This window comes from Lysobacter niastensis (genome assembly GCF_031457115.1).
Taxonomy (GTDB): Bacteria; Pseudomonadota; Gammaproteobacteria; order Xanthomonadales; family Xanthomonadaceae; genus Lysobacter_J; species Lysobacter_J niastensis_A.
In genome coordinates, this window is sequence record NZ_JAVDVY010000002.1 from 298,512 (window position 1) to 317,998 (window position 19,487).

General features: G+C 67.8%; 18 protein-coding genes. 4 read left to right on the forward strand and 14 right to left on the reverse strand.

Annotated features, from left to right (window positions below; all coding sequences use genetic code 11):
- Window positions 1-37: 37 nt before the first annotated feature.
- From J2X06_RS10640 to J2X06_RS10665, 6 genes are all read right to left on the reverse strand, one after another.
- Window positions 38-1,084 carry an isoaspartyl peptidase/L-asparaginase family protein gene (locus J2X06_RS10640; RefSeq protein WP_430539567.1) on the reverse strand — a complete coding sequence of 349 codons (1,047 nt, stop codon included), beginning with the start codon at window positions 1,082-1,084 and terminating at the stop codon, window positions 38-40.
- 244 nt (window positions 1,085-1,328) lie between these two features.
- Window positions 1,329-2,570, reverse strand: a complete 1,242-nt coding sequence (locus tag J2X06_RS10645) for an ABC transporter permease (protein WP_310062077.1) — start codon at window positions 2,568-2,570, stop codon at window positions 1,329-1,331.
- Entirely contained in the window at window positions 2,567-3,271 is a 705-nt protein-coding gene (locus J2X06_RS10650) for an ABC transporter ATP-binding protein (protein WP_310062080.1), read from the reverse strand. Before J2X06_RS10650 ends, J2X06_RS10645 begins: the two co-directional genes overlap by 4 nt.
- Window positions 3,268-4,749, reverse strand: a complete 1,482-nt coding sequence (locus J2X06_RS10655) for an efflux RND transporter periplasmic adaptor subunit (protein ID WP_310062082.1) — start codon at window positions 4,747-4,749, stop codon at window positions 3,268-3,270. Before J2X06_RS10655 ends, J2X06_RS10650 begins: the two co-directional genes overlap by 4 nt.
- 205 nt (window positions 4,750-4,954) lie before the next feature.
- A complete protein-coding gene (locus tag J2X06_RS10660; protein WP_310062085.1) occupies window positions 4,955-6,229 on the reverse strand; it encodes a sensor histidine kinase in 1,275 nt (424 codons plus the stop codon).
- Window positions 6,230-6,240: 11 nt separating this feature from the next.
- Window positions 6,241-6,951 (reverse strand): response regulator transcription factor, encoded by a 711-nt coding sequence (locus J2X06_RS10665; RefSeq protein ID WP_310062088.1) that lies wholly within the window; start codon window positions 6,949-6,951, stop codon window positions 6,241-6,243.
- Between the two features lie 114 nt (window positions 6,952-7,065).
- Between J2X06_RS10665 and J2X06_RS10670 the strand changes: the two genes are divergently transcribed.
- Window positions 7,066-7,407, forward strand: coding sequence for a DMT family protein (locus J2X06_RS10670; protein ID WP_310062091.1), 342 nt, complete (start codon window positions 7,066-7,068; stop codon window positions 7,405-7,407).
- 68 nt (window positions 7,408-7,475) lie between these two features.
- Here the strand turns inward: J2X06_RS10670 and J2X06_RS10675 are convergent, their stop codons facing one another.
- The 4 genes from J2X06_RS10675 to nudE are packed head-to-tail and all read right to left on the reverse strand — an operon-like array spanning window position 7,476 to window position 10,020.
- The gene (locus tag J2X06_RS10675; RefSeq protein ID WP_310062094.1) at window positions 7,476-7,781 is read right to left on the reverse strand and encodes a DUF962 domain-containing protein; all 306 of its coding nucleotides are present in this window, start codon (window positions 7,779-7,781) and stop codon (window positions 7,476-7,478) included.
- A 39-nt stretch (window positions 7,782-7,820) separates the two neighbouring features.
- Window positions 7,821-8,648 (reverse strand): nucleoside triphosphate pyrophosphohydrolase, encoded by an 828-nt coding sequence (mazG, locus tag J2X06_RS10680; protein WP_310062096.1) that lies wholly within the window; start codon window positions 8,646-8,648, stop codon window positions 7,821-7,823.
- 29 nt (window positions 8,649-8,677) lie between these two features.
- A complete protein-coding gene (gene cysQ / locus J2X06_RS10685) occupies window positions 8,678-9,475 on the reverse strand; it encodes a 3'(2'),5'-bisphosphate nucleotidase CysQ (RefSeq protein ID WP_310062099.1) in 798 nt (265 codons plus the stop codon).
- Entirely contained in the window at window positions 9,472-10,020 is a 549-nt protein-coding gene (gene nudE / locus J2X06_RS10690) for an ADP compounds hydrolase NudE (protein ID WP_310062100.1), read from the reverse strand. The genes cysQ and nudE overlap by 4 nt, the downstream gene beginning before the upstream one ends.
- A 68-nt stretch (window positions 10,021-10,088) precedes the next feature.
- On the opposite strand from nudE, the gene bioA reads away from it, so the two are divergent.
- Window positions 10,089-11,540, forward strand: a complete 1,452-nt coding sequence (gene bioA, locus J2X06_RS10695) for an adenosylmethionine--8-amino-7-oxononanoate transaminase (protein ID WP_310062103.1) — start codon at window positions 10,089-10,091, stop codon at window positions 11,538-11,540.
- Complete coding sequence (locus J2X06_RS10700) at window positions 11,531-12,268, forward strand: 16S rRNA (uracil(1498)-N(3))-methyltransferase (RefSeq protein WP_310062105.1); 738 nt, start codon at window positions 11,531-11,533, stop codon at window positions 12,266-12,268. The genes bioA and J2X06_RS10700 overlap by 10 nt, the downstream gene beginning before the upstream one ends.
- 95 nt (window positions 12,269-12,363) lie before the next feature.
- Here the strand turns inward: J2X06_RS10700 and J2X06_RS10705 are convergent, their stop codons facing one another.
- Genes J2X06_RS10705 through J2X06_RS18055 form a run of 4 tightly spaced genes read right to left on the reverse strand, consistent with a single transcriptional unit; the run spans window position 12,364 to window position 17,810 of the window.
- Window positions 12,364-13,485: an acyltransferase family protein gene (locus J2X06_RS10705; RefSeq protein ID WP_310062107.1), complete on the reverse strand. Its 1,122-nt coding sequence runs from the start codon at window positions 13,483-13,485 to the stop codon at window positions 12,364-12,366.
- Window positions 13,482-13,958, reverse strand: coding sequence for a chemotaxis protein CheW (locus J2X06_RS10710; protein ID WP_310062110.1), 477 nt, complete (start codon window positions 13,956-13,958; stop codon window positions 13,482-13,484). The genes J2X06_RS10705 and J2X06_RS10710 overlap by 4 nt, the downstream gene beginning before the upstream one ends.
- Before the next feature lie 11 nt (window positions 13,959-13,969).
- The gene (locus J2X06_RS10715; protein ID WP_310062113.1) at window positions 13,970-15,409 is read right to left on the reverse strand and encodes a chemotaxis protein CheB; all 1,440 of its coding nucleotides are present in this window, start codon (window positions 15,407-15,409) and stop codon (window positions 13,970-13,972) included.
- On the reverse strand, window positions 15,402-17,810 hold the full coding sequence (locus J2X06_RS18055; RefSeq protein WP_430539593.1) for a response regulator: 2,409 nt from the start codon (window positions 17,808-17,810) through the stop codon (window positions 15,402-15,404). The genes J2X06_RS10715 and J2X06_RS18055 overlap by 8 nt, the downstream gene beginning before the upstream one ends.
- 83 nt (window positions 17,811-17,893) lie before the next feature.
- On the opposite strand from J2X06_RS18055, the gene J2X06_RS18060 reads away from it, so the two are divergent.
- Complete coding sequence (locus J2X06_RS18060; protein ID WP_430539594.1) at window positions 17,894-18,538, forward strand: pentapeptide repeat-containing protein; 645 nt, start codon at window positions 17,894-17,896, stop codon at window positions 18,536-18,538.
- Window positions 18,539-19,487 lie beyond the last annotated feature (949 nt).

The following is a 19,487-nucleotide window of genomic DNA, read 5'->3' on the forward strand; positions in this document are numbered from 1 at the left end:
CGACGCCGGCGAGGCACCCGCTCGCCGGCGCATGCGATTACTTCTTGCCTGCCGCCTCTGCGGTTTCTTCTTCATGGATCGCCGTGCCGCGGCTGCCATCCGGCCTGATCCAGCCGCGGAACATGCTGCCGCTGTTGAACGGCATGGCGATATTGCCCTGGCTGTCCATGGCGATCGCACCGCCATCGCCGCCTGCGGCCGGCACGATCTTGTTGACCACTTCCTCGGCGGCGGCCTGCAGCGAATCGCCGCGATAGGCCACGCGCGCGCAGATGTCGTGCGCGACAGCGTTACGGATGTAGAACTCACCCCAGCCGGTGCCTGAAACGCCGCACCCCGAGTCGGCCCAGGTGCCGGCACCGATGATCGGCGCATCGCCCACGCGGCCCCACTTCTTGTTGGTCATTCCACCGGTGCTGGTGGCGGCGGCGATGTGGCCCTGCGCGTCGAGCGCGACCGCGCCGACGGTGCCGAAATAGGTCGGCGCATCGCCATCGGTCGTGCGCGCCTCGCGCTTGCCTTTGGCGGCCTCCTCCTGCTGCGCCTTCTCCAACTGCTTGCGGCGCTTGTCGGTGTCGAACCAGCTGTTGGGCACGCGCTCGATCTCCGGACGCGTGTCGGCGAACGCTTCGGCGCCGGCGCCGGCCAGCATCACGTGCGGGCTGTCCTCCATCACCGTGCGCGCCAGCTTGATCGGGTTCTTGATCGTGGTCACCCCCGCGATCGCACCGGCGCGACGGGTATGCCCTTCCATGATCGCGGCATCGAGTTCGTGGCCGCCCTTGGCGTTGAACACCGCGCCCTTGCCGGCGTTGAACTGCGGCGCATCCTCGAGCACGACGACGGCCGCGGTGACGGCGTCGAGCGCGCTGCCGCCACTGCTCAGGATCCTGTTGCCGGCGTCGAGCGCACGATTGAGCGCGGCGTGGTAGGCACGACGCTCGTCATCGCTGATGGAGTCCTTGGGCACGAAGCCGGCACCGCCATGGATGACCAGCGCCGTCTTCGGCGGGGCGGGCTTGTCTGCGGCGTAGGCGTTCATCGTGGCGAGGGCGAGCAGTGGGATGAGGATGCGGTAGCGCATGGTGGGTTTCCGGCGGTTTTTTCTTCCTGAGCATATCGCGGTTGGTGGGACGGTGGCTGTGCGTGGTCGGCGCAGTACCTACGACTCTTAGTCCAACGCGCTGACGGACCTGATCGGGTGGTCGCTTTGACCTGGCAGCCGATCAATTCCCTAGACCCGAATGGCGTCGCCCATGGATGTGCGCCGTGCGAACGCGCGCGCGTGGCATCCCGGCTTTCGGTGGGGCAGCCTTCGCCAAGGAAAGTTATTGCTGCCGCAACGCCTCGATCGGATCCAGCTGCGAGGCCTTGCGCGCCGGGTAATAACCGAAGAACAACCCGGTCATGATCGAGAAGCTCGCCGCCAGCGCGATCACCTGTCCGTTCAAGGCCACCGGCAACGAACCGAACTTGCCGACCAGCAGCGCGCCCACCACACCGATGGCAATGCCCAGTACGCCGCCGATCAACGAGATCAGCATCGCCTCGGCCAGGAACTGGCGCCGCACGTCAGACGGTCCGGCGCCTACCGCCATGCGCAGGCCGATCTCGCGGATCCGTTCGGTCACCGACACCAGCATGATGTTCATGATGCCGATGCCGCCGACGATCAGCGAAATGGTCGCCACCGCGCCCAGCAGCAACGACATCAACCGCGTGGTCTGCGTGCGCGTGGCGACGATCTCGGAAATGTTGCGCACGTTGAAGTCGTCGTCCTCGCCCGGATTGATGCGATGGCGCTGGCGCAGCAGCGCCTCGACCTCGCCCTGCGCGTAGCCCAGGTCCTTGGCATCGCCCACCGTCAACGCGATCTGCATCACCGCGCCAGCGGGCAGGCCCATCGCGCCCATCAGGCGGCGGCGCGCGGTTTCCAGCGGCACCATCACCACGTCGTCCTGGTCCTGGCCGAAGCCGCCCTGCCCCTTGGGCTTGAGCGTGGCGACCACGGTGAACGGCACGCGCCCGAGGCGGATGGTCTGGCCGATGCCGGAGTCGTCCCCGAACAGCGTGCGTCGCACCGTGTCGCCCAGGATCACCACCTTGCCGGCACTGGTGTAGTCCTGCGTGTCGAAACCCTCTCCATCGGCGATGGTCCAGCCGTTGATGTCGAAGAACTCCGGCTGCACGCCCTGCCAACCGGTGGAGGCGTTGTTCTCGGCATAAACCACCTGCGTGTTGCCGCGTAGCGCGCCGGCTACGTACTGCACTTCGGGAATCTCGTTGCGGATCGCCTCGACGTCGCCATCATTGAGGGTGAAGAAGCTCGCCGCGCTCATCCGCGCGCCACCGCCGCCCGGGCCACGTCCGGCGCCGGAGCCGATGTCCAGGCGCTGCGAGCCCAGCCCGGAAACCATCTTGTCGATCTCGGCCTGGGTGCCCTGCCCGACCGACACCATCACGATCACTGCCGCTATCCCGATGATCACGCCCAGCGACGTCAGTGCGCTGCGCAACCAGTTGCCGCGCAGGGCGAAGATCGCGGTGCGCAGGATGTCGGAGAAGGTCATGCCGGCTCCTGCTCGTGGAGTTCGCCGTCGTGCATCACGAAGATGCGGTCGGCATGCGCGGCCACGCCGGCATCGTGGGTGATCAGCACGACAGTGTGGTCGTCGTCGCGCAGGCGTTTGAACAGCGCCAGGATCTCCTCGCCGGTCCTGCTGTCCAGCGCACCGGTGGGCTCGTCGGCCAGCAGGATCGGCGGCCGGTTGATCAACGCGCGGGCGATCGCCACGCGCTGCTGCTGGCCGCCGGACAACTCGGTGGGACGGTGGTCGACACGGTCGCCCAGCCCCACCGACACCAGCGTCGCGCGGGCACGCTCCAGCCGTTCCTGTGCAGGCACCTGGGAATAGCCCAGCGGCATGGCGACATTCTCCAGCGCGCTCATCCGCGGCAGCAGGTTGAAGCTCTGGAACACGAAGCCGATCTTGTCGCGCCGCAGTGCCGCCAGTTGTTCGGCATCGAGCGTGGACACGTCGATGCCGTCGCACTCGTAGGTGCCGTCGGTGGGTGTGTCCAGGCAACCGATCAGGTTCATCAGGGTCGACTTGCCCGAACCCGACGGACCCATGATCGCGACGAACTCGCCGCGATCGATGCGCAGGTCGACGCCGCGCAGCGCCATGACCTGCGCCTGCGTACCCGCGGAATAGGTCTTGGACAGCCCGGCAGCATGGATGGCTGCGGGCGAGGTGGCGGACGCGCTCATTCCTTCGCCCGCTCGCCGGTGATGATGGCGTCGCCTTCCTTCAGACCGCCGCCGGAAACCTCCGTGCTGCTGCCGTCGCTGGCGCCGATGCGCGCCATCAGCGGCTGAGGCTGGCCGTCGACGAGGCCGTAGACCGTCGCGCGCTTTGCGCTAAGCAATGCATTGAGCGCGGCATCCCACCGCTGCCGTTGCGTCTCGTCGAGCGTGGCGCGGAACGCACCGAAATCCTCCCTGAAGCGCTCGGCCATGCGCTGACGGATCTGCGCCTGCACGTTGCCGCCCGCTGCGCCGCCGGCAACGACCGTGACGCCCTGCGGACCACCGCGGCCACCGCCACCGGCGAACAGCCGGTTGCCTCCCTCCTGCGTGGCCTGCGCCTGTCGCGCCGCCTGGCGCTGGCGCACCGTCGCAGCCGCGGCATCGAAGGCGGACTGCTGCGGTGCGTTGAGGTGCAGCGCGGCCGCGCTGCGCGCCAGATCGTCGATGACGCCGCTGCCGCCGCCTCGACCCATCATCAATGGCTGCGACGCGTTGCCGTTGCCGGCCGGCTTGTAGCGCAACGCCGCGTTGGGCAGCTTGAGCACGTCATCGCGCTGGCTGACTTCGATCTCGGCATTGACCGTCAGGCCGGGAAGCAGCGTGCCGTCGCGGTTGTCCACGGTCACGACCACCGGATAGCTGACGACGTTGTTGGTGGTCGTCGCCGCCAGGCGCACCTGCTCGACGGTGCCGCGGAACTGTCGATCCGGGAAGGCATCGACGGTGAAGGCCACGTTCTGTCCGGTGCGGACCTGGCCGATGTCGGCTTCGTCCACCGCCAGCACGATCTGCATCTGGCCCAGGTCCTCGGCGATGGTGAACAACTCCGGCGCCTGCAGGCTCGCGGCGACGGTCTGGCCCGGCTCGATGCTGCGTGTCAGCACGACGCCATCCACCGGCGAACGGATTACGGTGCGGTCGAGGTTGACCTGCGTGGTCTGCGTCGAGGCGGTCTGCTGGCTGATCTGCGCCTGCGCGGCACTGACCTGCGCACGCGCCTGGTCGAGCGCCGCCCGGGCCAGGTCGACGTCGCTGCGCGCCACCAGTTGACGCGCGCCAAGGTCGGCCTTGCGCTGGTAATCGAGCTCGGCGTTGAGCAGCGTCGCCCTGGCCTGCGACAACGTCGCCTGCGCGTTGGCGACCTGGGCGTTGCCCTGCGCGATCTGGGCTTCGTACGTCTTCGGGTCGATGCGCGCGATCACCTGGCCCTTGCGCACCTTGTCGTTGTAGTCGGCCAGTACCTGCGTCACCTGCCCCGAGACCTGGCTGCCGACGGTCACCGTGGAGATGGCGCTGAGCGTGCCGGTGGATGAGATCGCGACGCGTATGTCGCCGCGCTCGACCTTCGCGGTGCGGTAAGCGCCGGTCGATGCCATCGCCTCGCGCTGGCGGTAGAAGTACAGGCCACCGCCGGCCACGGCGAGCACGATGAAGGCCATCAGGCCATTCCGGCTCCAGGAAGACTTGATCCACGGGGACTTGCGGGGAACAGGGGGCGTGCGTGCTGCGCTCATGAGGCTCGCTTGGAGGGTTATGCCGACGCAAACGCGCGCGGTGGCACGCGGTTGACAACGTCCGCCGGGAATCGTTCAGCCGGGTATCGTGAAATAAGCGCGACGCCGCGCAAAGCGGCGAAACCGCTGGCTAGTGCTCGAACCGGATCACCGCCCGGGTGCCCTGCCCGGGCTCGCTGCTGAGCGTGACCGGCCAGCCAAAACGTTCGCCCAGCCGGCGCACGATCGACAACCCCATGCCACGGCCATCGGCACGCTGGCGGTCCGCGCGGAAGAACGGATCGAATGCCTTGGCCAGGGTATCTGGCGTCATCCCGATGCCGCTGTCGCGGATCTCGATCCGATCGCCGGCCAGAAGCAGCTCGATGTGCCCCTGGTCCGTATAGCGCACCGCATTGTCGAGCAGGTTGCCGACCATGACGCTCAACACGTGCCGCGGCGCGGTCAGGTGCGGAGCGCCCTCGTCGCGAACGTTCAGCTCGACCGGCTTGCCGGCCAGTGCCGGCTTCACCTTCGCGACCTCGGCCTCGACGATGTCGCGCACGTCGAACTCCTCGCTGACCGGTGCCACGTCGGATTCGCGCGCCAGGATCAGGAAAGCGTCGATCACCGCTTCCATGTCGCGTCCAGCGTCCTTCACGCGGTTGAGCGAGCGCTGCATGCGTGGCGGGAGGTCTGGTTCGGCCAGCATCAGGTCGGTGGCGACGCGGATCACCGTCAGTGGCGTGCGCAGTTCATGGCTGGCGTCACGGGTGAAATCGCGCTCGCGCTGGACGAACTCGTTCAATCTCTTGGCAAGACCGCCCAGTGCCCGCGACAGCTTGCGCACTTCCACGCCGGCGTCGGTGGGCAGGCGACCAGGAGTGATCGCGCTGGCATCGGGATCGCGCGGATCCCACTGCGTCACCTGGTTGGCCAGCCAGCTCACCGGCGTCACCAGGCGCTTGGAGGTGCGGTACGTCAGCCAGATCAGCACGCCACTGGTCAGCAGCGACAGCAACAGCGACACCAGGCCGGTCAGCAGCACCGACTGGTCGGCCATCCATGCCGAAAACACCAGGTACAACGTGCCCTGCGGCTTGATGCTTACGTACGCCATGCGGCCGGGTTCGGGGAAGGAATGCAGGCCGGGTGCCAGGCCGCGCAGCGATTCGGGCAAGTCGGACTCCGAGCCGCCTTTGGGCACCAGATAGCTCGACATCGTCGATGACGCCGGCAGGCGGTGATCCGGCTCGGCGCTGCGCGCCTGCCAGAAGGCCTCGGCCTCGCTGCGCACGCGCTGTTCGATTACCGAATGACGCACGACCACGGCCGCGAGCACGATGCCCAACGTGATCACGATGCTGCCGATCAAGGCCTGCGTGACGAACGCAAGCTTGATCCTGCGCGGAAGCCCCTGTGGCATGAAAAACTGCGTCAGTCCGGTGGTTGCGATATGTCCGCCACGCGATAACCGGCGCTTTGCACCGTATGCAGCAGCTGCTTGTCGAATGGCTTGTCGATGGTCTTGCGCAGGTTGTACAGATGGCTGCGCAACGTATCCGAATCCGGCAGGCCGTTACCCCAGATCTCGCGCTCGATCTCCTGGCGGCTGACCACGCGCGGCGATTCGCGCATCAGGATGGTCAGCAGGCGCAGGCCGATAGGCGAAAGCTGCAATTCGCTGCCGCCGCGCGTGACGCGCAGGCTGGCCGGATCGAGCACCAGGTCGGCGACCTTGAGCACTTCGCCTCCGACCTGGCGGCGCTCGCGGCGGATCAGGGCGCGCAGGCGCGCTTCAAGCTCCTGGATCGCGAACGGCTTGGTCAGGTAATCGTCGGCGCCGGCGCCGAGGCCCGTGAGCTTCTCGTCGAGCGTATCGCGCGACGTCAGCATCAGTACCGGCGTGGACTTGCGGGCTTCTTCACGCAGCTTCTTGCAGACCTCGATGCCGTCCATGCGCGGCAGCATCAGGTCCAGTACCACCACGTCGTAATTGTTCTCGGCCGCCAGCCTGTAGCCGTCGACACCGTCTGAGGCGTAGTCCACCTCGAAGCCCCGGCTTTCGAGGTATTCGCCAACCATCTCGGAGATGTTCCGGTTGTCTTCGACGATCAGGACCAGACCACCGTCTCTGCCACCTTGCATGGGCCACTCCTCCTTCAGTTTTGTGAAGGCTGCCGTTTTGCGGGTAGAGGTCTTGTGAAGACGATAGGCTACGCCGATCCCGCCGTAATTTGCCATTCATCCGGCCGCCCATCCATGCCATTCGACCGCTACGCCCCCGTCCTGCTCCTGCTGGCCTCCAACGTCTTCATGACCTTCGCCTGGTACGGCCACCTCAAATACCGGTCGGCGCCGCTGGCGATGGCCATCGTCGCCAGCTGGGGCATCGCCCTGTTCGAGTACACGTTGATGGTGCCGGCGAACCGGATCGGCAGCGCCGTCTATTCGGCCCCGCAGCTCAAGGGCATGCAGGAGGTCATCACCTTGCTGGTGTTCGCCGGCTTCTCGGCCTGGTACCTGGGGGAACCGCTGAAGTGGAACCACTGGGCCGGCTTCGCGCTGATCGCGGTGGCGGCGTGGCTGATCTTCCTGGAGTGATCTCCCGGATAGAGCGGGCTTGAGTCCCGCCGGATATTCGCCAATGGCGGGCCAAGGCCCGCCTACGGTCAGAACTTGATCCGGCCGGCGATGATGTCGCGGAACATGACCCAGTCGCCGACGAACGAATAGAACGGATAACGGAAGGTCGCAGGCCGGTTCTTCTCGAAGAAGAAATGCCCCACCCAGGCGAACCCATAGCCACAGGCCAGCGCCGCCAGCAGCCACCACGCATTGCGCTGTGCCACCGCGACGAGCAGCAGCACCAGCACGCCGCAACTGCCGATGAAATGCAGTCGACGACTGGTGCGGTTGCTGTGTTCGCTCAGATAGAACGGGTAAAACTCACGGAAGCTCTGGAACTGCCGCGACATGACTACTCCTGTGGTTTTTCGGACTGAAGCACCCGGAAGCTAGCGCTTCTCTTCGGCCTTGGCGCGATCCCAGTAACGATCCTGCTCCTGCAGCGACAGCCCGGCAAGGCCACCGGCCTCGGCTTCGGCCAGCGCCTCCATCGCCCGGAACCGGCGTTCGAATTTCAGGTTGGCCCGACGCAGCGCCGCGCCGACATCGACCTGCGCGTGGCGGGCCAGGTTGGCGCAGACGAACAGCACGTCGCCGATCTCGTCCTCGAGACGGTCGCGCGCGGCGGCGTCGGCCGGGTCGGCCTCCAGCGCGGCGAACTCGGCACGCACCTCGTCGATCTCCTCGTGCAGCTTGGCGAACACCGGCGTCACGTCCGGCCAGTCGAAGCCGACGCGGGCGGCGCGTTTCTGCAGCTTCACCGCGCGCTGCCATTCCGGCAGGCCGCGGGCGATGCCGGCCAGCGCGGAACGGTCCTGGTGGCCGTTGTCCTCGCGTTCGCGCCGCTTCTGCTCTTCCCAGGCAACGGTCTGCGCCTCGGCGTCGGCCACGGAGGCATCGCCGAAGACGTGCGGATGTCGCCGCACCATCTTGTCGCTGATCGCCGCGACCACGTCGTCGAAGGCGAACGCCCCCTGTTCCTGTGCCATGCGCGCATGGAACACGACCTGCAACAGCAGGTCGCCCAGTTCGTCCTTCAACTCGCCCAGGTCGCCGCGGTCGATCGCGTCGGCCACTTCGTAGGCCTCCTCGATCGTGTACGGGGCGATCGTGGCGAAGGTCTGTTTGACGTCCCACGGGCAGCCGCCCTGCGGATCGCGCAGGCGCGCCATGATGTCGATGAGGCGGTCGATTGACGATGCAGCAGGGTCGGACATGGGCAGCGTTTTTCTCTTGTCGGAGTGCTTCAGCCGCCCAGCCAGTCTTTCCACGGCAGCGCGGTGTCGCCCAGCGCGATGAAATCGCCATTGAGGATGCGATCGCGCTGGTTGTAGCGGAACGGTCGGCCCTGCGTATCGAGCACGGCGCCGCCAGCGCCTTCCAGCACGCATTGGCCGGCGGCCGTGTCCCATTCGCTGGTCGGTCCGAAGCGCGGATAGACATCCAGACCGCCTTCGGCAAGCTTGCAGAATTTCAGCGACGAACCCAGGCCGAGCGGCTCGACTTCGCCCATGCGCGCTATGAATGCCTCGGTGCGCGTGTCGCGATGCGAGCGGCTGGCCGCCACCCGCAGCGGAGCCGTCGCCGGCGCGCGCACGCGAACCGGCACTTCGTTCCCGCCGTTGCGGTGGAATGCGCCCAGGGTCGCGCCGCCATGCCACAGTCCGCCGGTCACCGGCGCTTGCACCACGCCGAACACGGCCACGCCGTCTTCGATCAGGGCGATGTTGACGGTGAACTCGCCGTTGCGCTTGACGAACTCGCGCGTGCCGTCGAGCGGGTCGACCATCCACAACCGCGACCATTGCCGACGCTGCGCGGTGGACACCTCGTGCGCGGATTCTTCCGACAGCACCGGGATGTCCGGCGTCAGGCGCGCCAGGCCGTCGACGATGCAGCGGTGCGCGGCGAGATCGGCCGCGGTCAGCGGCGAATCGTCGTCCTTGTGCTCGACGGCGAACTCGCTGTCGTAGATGCCCAGGATCGCCGCGGCGGCATCCTGCGCCAGCGCGATGACGCCCTCGCGCAGTTCTTGGGAAATCATGCTTGCGTCCTCAGCCACTCGCGGGCAATGAACAGGGCCGCGATGCTGCGTCCCTCGGAGAAGTCCTCGCACAGGATCAACTTGTGCAGGTCATCGAGCTTCCACGGCACGACTTCCAGTTCCTCCGGTTCGTCACCCGGCAGGCGCTCGGGATAGAGATCGCGGGCCAGCACCAGGTGCGCCTGGTGGCTCATGTAGGTCGGCGCCAGTGTCAGGGCGCGCAGCACGGTCAGCGAGCGGGCGCCGTAGCCGGCCTCCTCTTTCAGCTCGCGGTCGGCGGCCTGCTCGGGCGTCTCGCCGGCGTCGATGCGGCCCTTGACCAGCCCCAGTTCATAGCGATGGACCCCGGCCGCGTACTCGCGCACCAGCAGCACGGTGTCGTCATCGAGCATCGGCACCACCACCACGGCGCCATGGCCGCGGCCATGCAGGCGCTCGTAATGGCGACGCTCGCCGTTGGCGAACTCCAGGTCGAGGCGCTCGAGCCGGTATGGGCCGGCGTCGTGCTCGGTGATGCGGTGGATGATGGGCAGCCGCCGGCTCATCGCGCGGCTCCGCATGGGGCGCCAGCGCCGGCACTGCGCGGCATGCACTTAGACGGGATAATGGTGGGATGCACAAGACGACTCACGATGGCGGGATGCTAACAGAGGCCGAGGTCGGCCCGATGACGGGCGCTGACGCGGGCGACGCGGACAGCTGGCGCAAGCGCGACCTGGCCGTGCTGTGGCACCCGTGCACGCAGATGAGTGAGCACCCCCATACCCTGCCGCTGCTGCCCATCGCCCGCGGCGAGGGGCCATGGCTGATCGGTCGCGACGGGCGTCGCTACCTGGATGCGATATCGAGCTGGTGGACCAACCTGTTCGGCCATGCCGAGCCGCGCATCGCCGCAGCCATCGCCCGCCAGGCGTCGACGCTGGAACACGTGATCCTGGCCGGTTGCTCGCATGCGCCAGCGGTCGAACTGGCCGAACGGCTGCTCGGCATCGCGCCGCGCGAGGCGGGTCGTCAGCCTCTGACCAAGGTGTTCTTCGCCGACAACGGTTCGGCCGGCGTCGAAGTGGCGCTGAAGATGGCGTTCCACTGGTTCCGCAACCGCGGCGTGGAAGGACGCACCAAGTTCATCGCGCTCGACAACGGCTATCACGGCGAGACCTTGGGCGCGCTCGCGGTGGGCGACATTCCGCTGTATCGGCGCGTCTACGCACCGCTGCTCGCCGAAGCCCTGTTCGCCCCCTCCCCGGATGCCTACCTGTGCGAGCCGGGCGAAACCCCGGCCGACCGTGCCCGCCGCGCCGCCGATGGCCTGCGCGCATTGCTGGAGCGCCACGCCGATGAAGTCTGCGCGCTGATACTGGAGCCTCGCGTGCAGTGCGCCGGCGGCATGCGCATGCACGACCCGCTGTATCTGAAGCTGGTGCGCGAGCTGTGCGATGCGCACGGCGTATTCCTGATCGCCGACGAGATCGCGGTGGGCTTCGGCCGCACCGGCACGCTGTTCGCCTCGGAACAGGCAGGCGTACAGCCGGACCTGCTGTGCCTGTCCAAGGGCCTGACCGGCGGCGCCCTGCCGCTGGCGGCCGTGCTGGCCACGCAGTCGATCTACGATGGTTTCCTCGACGAATCGCGCGAGAAAGCCTTCCTGCACTCGCACAGCTATACCGGAAACCCGCTGGCCTGCGCCGCCGCGCTGGCGACGCTGGACATCTTCGCCAGCGACGACGTGATCGCGCGCAACCGCGTCACCTCGCAACGCATGGCGGCCCTCGCCGCGCCTTTTGCCGCGCATCCGCACGTCGCCGAGGTGCGCCAGGCCGGCATGATCGTAGCGTTCGAGCTGACCCGTAACGGCAACAAGGCCACTGCGTTCGATTCGGCGGCGCGCATCGGCCTGCGTGCCTATCGCGCTGCGTTGGAGCGGGGCGTACTGCTGCGCCCGCTCGGCGACGTGCTGTACTGGATGCCGCCCTACTGCATCGACGAGGAAGCGCTGCTGTTGCTCGCGACGACCACACGTGCCGCCATCGACCACGCCATCGAGGAGGCCGGCGCATGCGCCTGACCCGCGTCCACGTCGATCAGCCACTGTCCGTTGGCGCCGAGATCGCGCTGCCCGATAGCGCCGCCGCGCACCTGACCCGCGTGCTGCGACTGGGCGTCGGCGACGCCTGCGTGCTGTTCAATGGCGATGGCCACGACTACGCCGCGCGCATCGCGGCGATCGGCAAGCGCGAAGTGCGCGCGTCCATCGATTCGGTTGCGCCGGTAGTGCGCGAATCCCCGCTGCAGCTGGAGCTGCTGCAGGGCGTGGCGCGCGGCGAGAAGATGGACCTGATCCTGCAGAAGGCGACCGAACTTGGAGCCGCCGGATTCCATCCGCTATGGTCGCAGCGCAGCGAAGTGAAGCTGGACGAGTCGCGTGCCGAAAAGCGCCTGGCGCACTGGCGCAACGTGGTGGCCTCGGCGTGCGAGCAGAGCGGCCGGGCCGAAGTGCCCGTGGTGAGCGCGCCGCTCGCTCTGGGTGCGGTGCTTGCCGCGCTGCCGACGGGAGGACTGCGCCTGATCCTGGATCCGGAGGGCGAGCTGTCGTTCTCCACGCTTTCGGTCGAAGCCTGCGCTCCTGTCTACCTCGCGATCGGGCCGGAAGGCGGCTGGTCGGATAACGATCGCGAGCAATTGCGTGCGGCGGGATTCCGGGGGCTGCGGCTGGGACCGCGCATCCTGCGCACGGAAACGGCAGGGCTGGCCGCGATTGCGGCGCTGCAGGCGGGGTTCGGGGATTTCAGATAACCCGGAGCGCCCACCTTCGACCCTTCGACCGGCTCAGGGCAGGCATTCGGCGTTGCACGCCTACGCTCAGGTTTGGATTTACGGCCTGCCGGTCGTCAGATCTTGAAATAGATCCGCCGCGCATCGAGCCAGCGCACCACGCCCCACCACACCGCGACGAATGCCAGCGCGTAGGCCAGCGACGGCAAGTAGGGGCCGAACCGCGGCGTCATCCAGTCGGCGAAAGCGTGGCGATACAGCGGCTCCAGCCAGCCCGCGGCGGCCAGCGCATACAGCATGAGGGCCGAGCCGGCATAGGCCGCGATCGCATTGACGCCGAATGCGCGCCCCCACGCCGGCCAACCCCGCTTGTCGATGAGCAGGTGGAAGCTCGCCAGCAACCAGCAGGCGATGCCGCCGGTCCACAGCACATACGACGGCGTCCACAGGTTCTTGTTGAGAGGCTGCCAGTACGAAGCCGCATAGCCGGCCAACAGCGCCACGGCCCCGGCGATCCACAGCGCGCGAAGACGCCCGCGGCGCAGCCAGTCGCCCGCACGCAAGCCGAGCAACGTCGTGGCCAGCGCGCCGAGCGTGCTGAGAAGGCCTTCCGGATCGTGCCCTCGGCCAGTGACGGGATCGAGTTGATAGACATGCACGCCCAGCACGGCATGATCGAAACGACTGGCAATGTTCTCCAAGGGCGCGTAGCTCCCACCACTGGCCAGCAGCACGCCGTAGCCCAGCAGCAACCCGGCGAGCGCCACCCATTGCGTACGCGCACGTGCATGAAGCGCCAGCAATCCGGCGCCGGCGAAGCACAAGCCGATGCGTTGCAGCACGCCCATGATCCGGTAGTGCGGCAGGTCGAACGCCCATAGCGCGCACAGGTGCAGCAGCAGCCCCAGGCCGGCGATGCGCGCAGCGCGCTTGAGCACGGTGCCGGTCAAAGACGCGGAAGCATCGCCCCGCTCCACCCGCGGCAACAGCGCCAACGCGATCGAGACGCCGACGATGAACAGGAACATCGGGAAGATCAGGTCGGTGGGCGCACACCCGTGCCACTGCGCGTGCAGCAGCGGCGCGTAGACGTGGCTCCAGTCGCCTGGATTGTTGACCAGCAGCATCGCCGCGACGGTGAGGCCGCGCAGCGCATCGACGGAAGAGAAGCGGTCCGTTGCAAGGCCCGCCGTTGCAAGGCGGCCCGTAGCGACCTGGGCCGCTGGCGCGGGGCTCAAGCCGCCTGCGCCAACGCGTCGCCGATCAGCGTTTCCACGACCTTCAGGTCGGGCACGAAAGCGGAATCCTCGTTGAGTCGCACCTTTGCCAGCACGCCTGCCGGCAATGCGTCGCCGTCGGCATCCACCAGCAGGCCGTCGCGCGACACCGTCACCAGGCGCGGGAAGCCCTGCGTCAGCATCGCGAAATACGGCGCCTTCGAATTGTTGCCGAGCGCCTTGAGCACCACCACCTTGCTGCCCAGGCCGCCCTTTTCCTCGGCCAGGCCGGCCATCCGCGCGAACGCCACCAGCGGCAACTGCCAGCCGCGCCAGCGGATGCGGCCGAGCAACCAGTCCGGTGCGTTTTCGACCGGCTCGGGTTCGGCGTAGGACATCACCTCGGCGATGGTCGCGTTGGGCAGCAGCAGGCGCGCGGCGGCGACCTGGATCAGCACGCCGCGGATATCGGATTCTTGAGTATGTTGCTTCATCACGCAGTTCCTCAGGCCGGCCAGCGTTCGACCAGTCGACGGGCCAGTTCGGCAGGCTGTCCGGCAGTGCCGCCACGGGCGATCAGCGCGTTGGTCGCGGCCGCGTCGTAGCAGCCTTCGGGCGACTGTCCCGCAACCAGCGCACCGGACCAGGATTGGTTGAGTACGGCATCGACGACGGCGGCGTCGGCGCCGCTCAGCAGCAGCACGGCCGAGTCCGCGGTCGGCAGCGAGGACAGCACCTCGGCTGGCCGGTCGTTGAAGACGATGCCGTCGCCGCCGCCCGAGACGCCGACTTCGGCGGCCAGGATGTAGATTTCGCCGCCCGACGCACGCATGCCCGGCTCGGCCAGTTTCACCGGCAGCGTGGTCGCACGCTGCATCTGCGTGACCAGTCGGTCGTAACGGCCGCCATCGAGCCGCTGCTGCACCAGCACCGGCCGCGGGAATCCGGCGGGAAGCGCGCCCAGCAACTGGCGCACGGCATCGGGGCCACCGATGCCGGCCATCACCAGCACGGCGCCGGTGGCCGGGCCCTGTACCGCACGGTCATCGACCAGTCCCATCGAAGCGATGCGGCGTTCCAGGTCGTCCAGGTCGCGGCGAAAACGATCGCTTTCGCCGTGGCTGTCGGCGATGGTCGGAGCGGCGGTCTCGAAGTCCGGCAAGGTGAAGGTCAGTTCGTCGGCCGTTTCGTCGGAACCGGCAAGCTCGCCCGCATCGTATTGCGGCGCGACCAGCTCCATCTCCGAGACTTCCAGCGTCAAATCGCTGCCGAAACCTTCCAGTGCGGTTCCGCCCAGCGAAATGTCGTCGAGCGCCATGCCTTCAAGGGCGATGTCGTCTGACGCGGTGCCACCCAGCGAAATGTCGTCGAGCGCGACGCCGTCAAGCGCGATGTCTTCGAGCGCAACGTCGTCGTGTCCAGCGCTACCCCGTGCCAGGTCATCGAACGCGACGTCGGCCAGCACGATGTCATCGAGTCTGATGTCATCCAACGCTGCGGCCGCTTCGTCGATCACCACGGGCGTCAGCTCGGCCAGCGCCAGCCCGCCTTCCGCGGTGAACGGGGCTACGGCCGACTCCCACGCCGCGTCATCGCGGCGTGGCGGCAACACGTCGGCATGACGGTACAACTTGGCGGCGAGGTGGCGGACCCAACGCGCCGCATCCCAGCCTTCACGCGCGAGCGCGAGCTCGGCTTCCTCGAAAATGACTTCGATCGACGGATCGCCCAGGACGCTGTCGAAACGGTCGATCGCTTCCTCGGTGACCGGGTCCAGTACGACCAGCACTACCTCCGCCGAGGCATCGCTGAGCACCGCCGGCTCGATCCGCGTCGGATCGGCCTCGAGCACGATCCGCGCGCCGGCATCGCCGAGCGCCCCGCGCATGCGATCGAGCGCAGCTCCGGGACGGGCCAGCAATGCCACGCGGCGCGGTTCAGTCATGGCGATATCCGTCGTCGGCGCGCTGCTGTGCCAGCAGTTCGAACACGTTGCGCAGCAGCTCGTGTTCCTGGTACGGCTTGCCGAGGTAGCGCTCGACGCCGATCTCGAACGCGCGCTGGCGATGCTTATCGCCGGTACGCGAGGTGATCATGATGATCGGCACGTTGCGCAGGCGCGGGTCGGCCTTCATCGCCGATGCCAGCTCGTAACCGTCCATGCGCGGCATCTCGATGTCGAGCAGCATCAGGTCCGGAACCACGTCGACCATGCGCTCGAGCGCGTCGAGGCCGTCCTTCGCGGTGGCCACCTCGAAGTTGTGGCGCTCCAGCACGCGGCCGGTGACCTTGCGCATCGTGACCGAGTCGTCGACCACCATGACCAGCGGCACGTGGCGCGTCTCGACGACGGGCGCAGGCACGACGACCTGATCGCGCGGCAGCAGCGCCTGGCGGCGAACCAGCGGTGCGACGTCGAGGATCACCACGACGCGGCCGTCGCCCATGATGGTGGCGCCGAAGATGCCCGGCAGCGAGGCCACCTGGGGACCGACCGGCTTCACCACGATTTCGCGGTTGCCCACGACCTGGTCGACGCAGACCGCGGCGCGCAGGTCGCCGGCGCGGATCAGCAGCAGCGGCATCTGCAGGTGGCCTTCGGCCTTGGCCGGCGCCTGGCCGACCAGGTTGCCCAGGTCGTGCACTGCGTAGTCCTCGCCGCCGTAGCGGTAGTTCGCGTCAACATTGTCGATCTGGTCGCGGGCGATGCGGCCGACGCCGCGCACCGAGGCGATCGGCACGGCGAACGTGGTCTCGCCGATGCGCACGAACACTGCATCGGTAACCGCCAGCGTCTGCGGCAGGCGCAGCGTGAAGGTGACGCCACGTCCTGGCGTGGAGTGGATGTCGAGCGTGCCGCCGAGCTGGCGGACTTCGCTGGCGACCACGTCCATGCCGACACCGCGGCCGGCCAGGCGGCTGACCTCGTCGGCGGTGGAGAAACCCGGTTCGAGGATCAGCGCGTCGAGATCGGCATCGCTGAGCACGGCATCGCTGCGGACCAGGCCGCGCGCTTCCGCGCGACGGCGGATCGCGGCGCGGTCGAGGCCGGCACCGTCGTCGCTGACTTCCAGCACCACTTCCGAACCTTCGCGACGCACCGCGATGCGGATCGTGCCCTCTTCCGGCTTGCCGGCCTTCTTGCGCTTGTCCGGCTTTTCCAGGCCATGCGCGACCGAGTTGCGCAGCATGTGCTCCAGCGGCGCGGTCATGCGGTCGAGCACGTTGCGATCGAGTTCGCCCTGTCCACCGTCCAGCTTCAGCTGGACCTGCTTGCCCAGTTCCGCCGAGGCCTGGCGCACGACACGGCGCAGGCGCGGCTGCAGGACCTCGAACGGCACCGTGCGGGTGCGCATCAGGCCTTCCTGCAGTTCCGAGCTCACGCGCGACTGCTGCATCAGCAGGGTTTCGTACTGGCGCGTCAGGTCGTCGAGCGTGGTCTGCAGGCTGACCTGGTCGGCGGCCGATTCGGCCAGTGCGCGTGACAGCTGTTGCAGGGTCGAAAAGCGGTCGAGTTCGAGCGGATCGAAGGTCGAGTCGGTGCTTTCGTGTTCGCGCTGATAGCGCGCGATGATCTGCGCCTCGGTTTCGATTTCCAGTCGGCGCAACTGGTCGCGCATACGGATGTTGGTCGCAGCCATTTCCGCGATGGCGCCGCGGAATGCACCCAACTGCTGTTCCAGTCGGGCGCGATAGATCGCGACCTCACCGGCGTAGTTCACCAGACGGTCGAGCAGGTCGGCGCGGATGCGCACCTGTTCCTGCGGAGCGCGGGCGCCGATATCGTCCTCTTCGCCGAGGGGCGCCTCGGAGATCGGGGCCGACAGCGGCTTGAGTTCCACCTTCGGTGCTGCGACGGACGTTTCGGCCGACTCCGCCGAATCGACCCGCGCCAGCGCCTGGGCCACCGTCTCGCCGCGCGAACGCGCATCGAACTCGGCGATCAGGGCGTGCGGCATCGCGATGGCGCGGCGCTCGCCGACGCGGGTGATCATGCCGTGCAGGCGGTCGAATCCGCGTTCGAGCAACGGCACGCCGTCGCGTCCAAGCTCGCCGCGGCGATCGACCACCGCCTCGAGCAGGGACTCCATCACGTGGCCGAGTTCGCCCACGGCCATGATGCCGGCCATGCGCGCACCACCCTTGAGGGTGTGCAGGTCGCGCTGCAGGCCTGCCAGCAGTTCGCGGTCTTCCGGCGTCTGGCGCAGGCGCGCGAGCAGACCGTCGGAATGGTCGAGCAGATCGACGCCTTCCTCGACGAAGATGTCGACCAGTTCCGGGTCAAGCCCGGTCAGGTCCAGTGCTTCGTCCGGATCCTCGCTGACAGCGACCGCCTGGGCGATCAATTCGGCGACTGCAGGCTCCTCGTCTTCGACAGCCGCCGGCGTGGGCGCGTGCGCCTGCTCGGGCTCGACTTCGTTCGAAGCTTGTGCCGCTGCGGCGTCGGCCTGCGCATACTCGGCCTCGAGGAGGGCGTATTCACGCTCCTCTTCGGCCAGGCGCTCGGCTTCGAGACGCTCCGCTTCAAGACGCTCGGCTTCGAGACGTTCGGCTTCGAGACGTTCGGCTTCGAGACGTTCGGCTTCCAGACGTTCGGCTTCGAGTCGTTCGGCTTCGAGGCGTTCGGCTTCGAGGCGTTCGGCTTCGAGTCGTTCGGCTTCGAGTCGTTCGGCTTCGAGGCGTTCGGCCTCCACACGCTCGACTGCGAGACGCTCGCCTTCGAGGCGCTCGACTGCCAGACGTTCGGCTTCAAGACGCTCGGCTTCGGAACGTTCCGCTTCCAGGCGTTCCACTTCAAGGCGCTCGGCTTCGAGGCGCTGGAATTCGGCATGCTCCGCGTCCAGGCGTTCGGCTTCGACACGCTCGGCTTCCAGGCGATTGGCCTCGGCAAGCTCTGCCTCGATACGTCCGGCTTCAAGACGCTCGGCCTCAAGGCGTTCGCCTTCGAGACGTTCGACTTCGGCACGCTCCGCTTCCAGGCGCTCGACTTCGAGCCGTTCTGCAAGACGTTCGGCCTCCAGGCGCTCGGCTTCCCGGCGCTCGGTTTCCAGGCGCTCGCCTTCGAGCAGGTTGACCTCGAGGGTGTCGACTTCGGCCTCGGCCAGCGCCAAGTCGCCGTCGGCTTCCGATGTGAGCATGGTCGCCGACATCCAGCGCGCGTCGACGACGAAATGGTCGCCGACGGCCGCCGCTTCGTCGCTGAACTGCATCGGCAGGATTTCGGTGGTCGCCGCGTCTTCCAGTTCGCCGGCGTCGAACACGATCCGGGTCGGTTCTTCCGCTTCCTCGGTTTCGACCATTCCCACGAACGCACTGAGATCGAGCGCAGCGTATTCCTGCTCCTCGGCGGCGAGTTCCTCCGCGACGAACCCTTCGGGGGTCAACTCCTCGACGACGGACGCGGACTCGGCCGGTTCCACCTCGACCGGCTCGACCGGCATCGGCATGCGCGCATCCGGCAGGCTGTCGCGCAGCGCCACCATGCGTTCTGCCAGCCCGGCAAACAACGGAACGCGCGGCTGCTCGGATTGCAGCGCGCTGAGCGTCTGCCGGATCGCGAGCACCACGGCCGCCAGTGCCGACAGTCCTTCCGCGCTGGCGGGCGCAGCCGAGGCCAACAGGCGCTTGATATAGGCTTCGGTCGGCGTGGTGATCTCGGTGATCACCGGCACTTCGGTCATCGCGAAGGCGCCGTTGAGCGTGTGGATCGCACGCTGCAGGCCGTCGTCAGCCGGGATGGGCGCGGCATTCGCGGCGATCAGCCACTGGTCGATGGTGGCCAGATGACCGGTCACCTCGATGCCGAGGATCTCCAGCAGCACCTGGTCGATCGAGGCCGGCACGCCGGCCGGTTCGGCAACTGCTTCGGCAAACTCGATTGGCGCGACTTCGACCGATATCGTTTCGGCGATTTCGGCGACGGCGGGCTCTTCGACCTGCGGCGCTTCCGCGATCGTCTCTACCACCGCTTCGGCGCGCGCGTCGGAAGGCACGTACGCCACTTCCTCGCCCGCGGCCAGGCG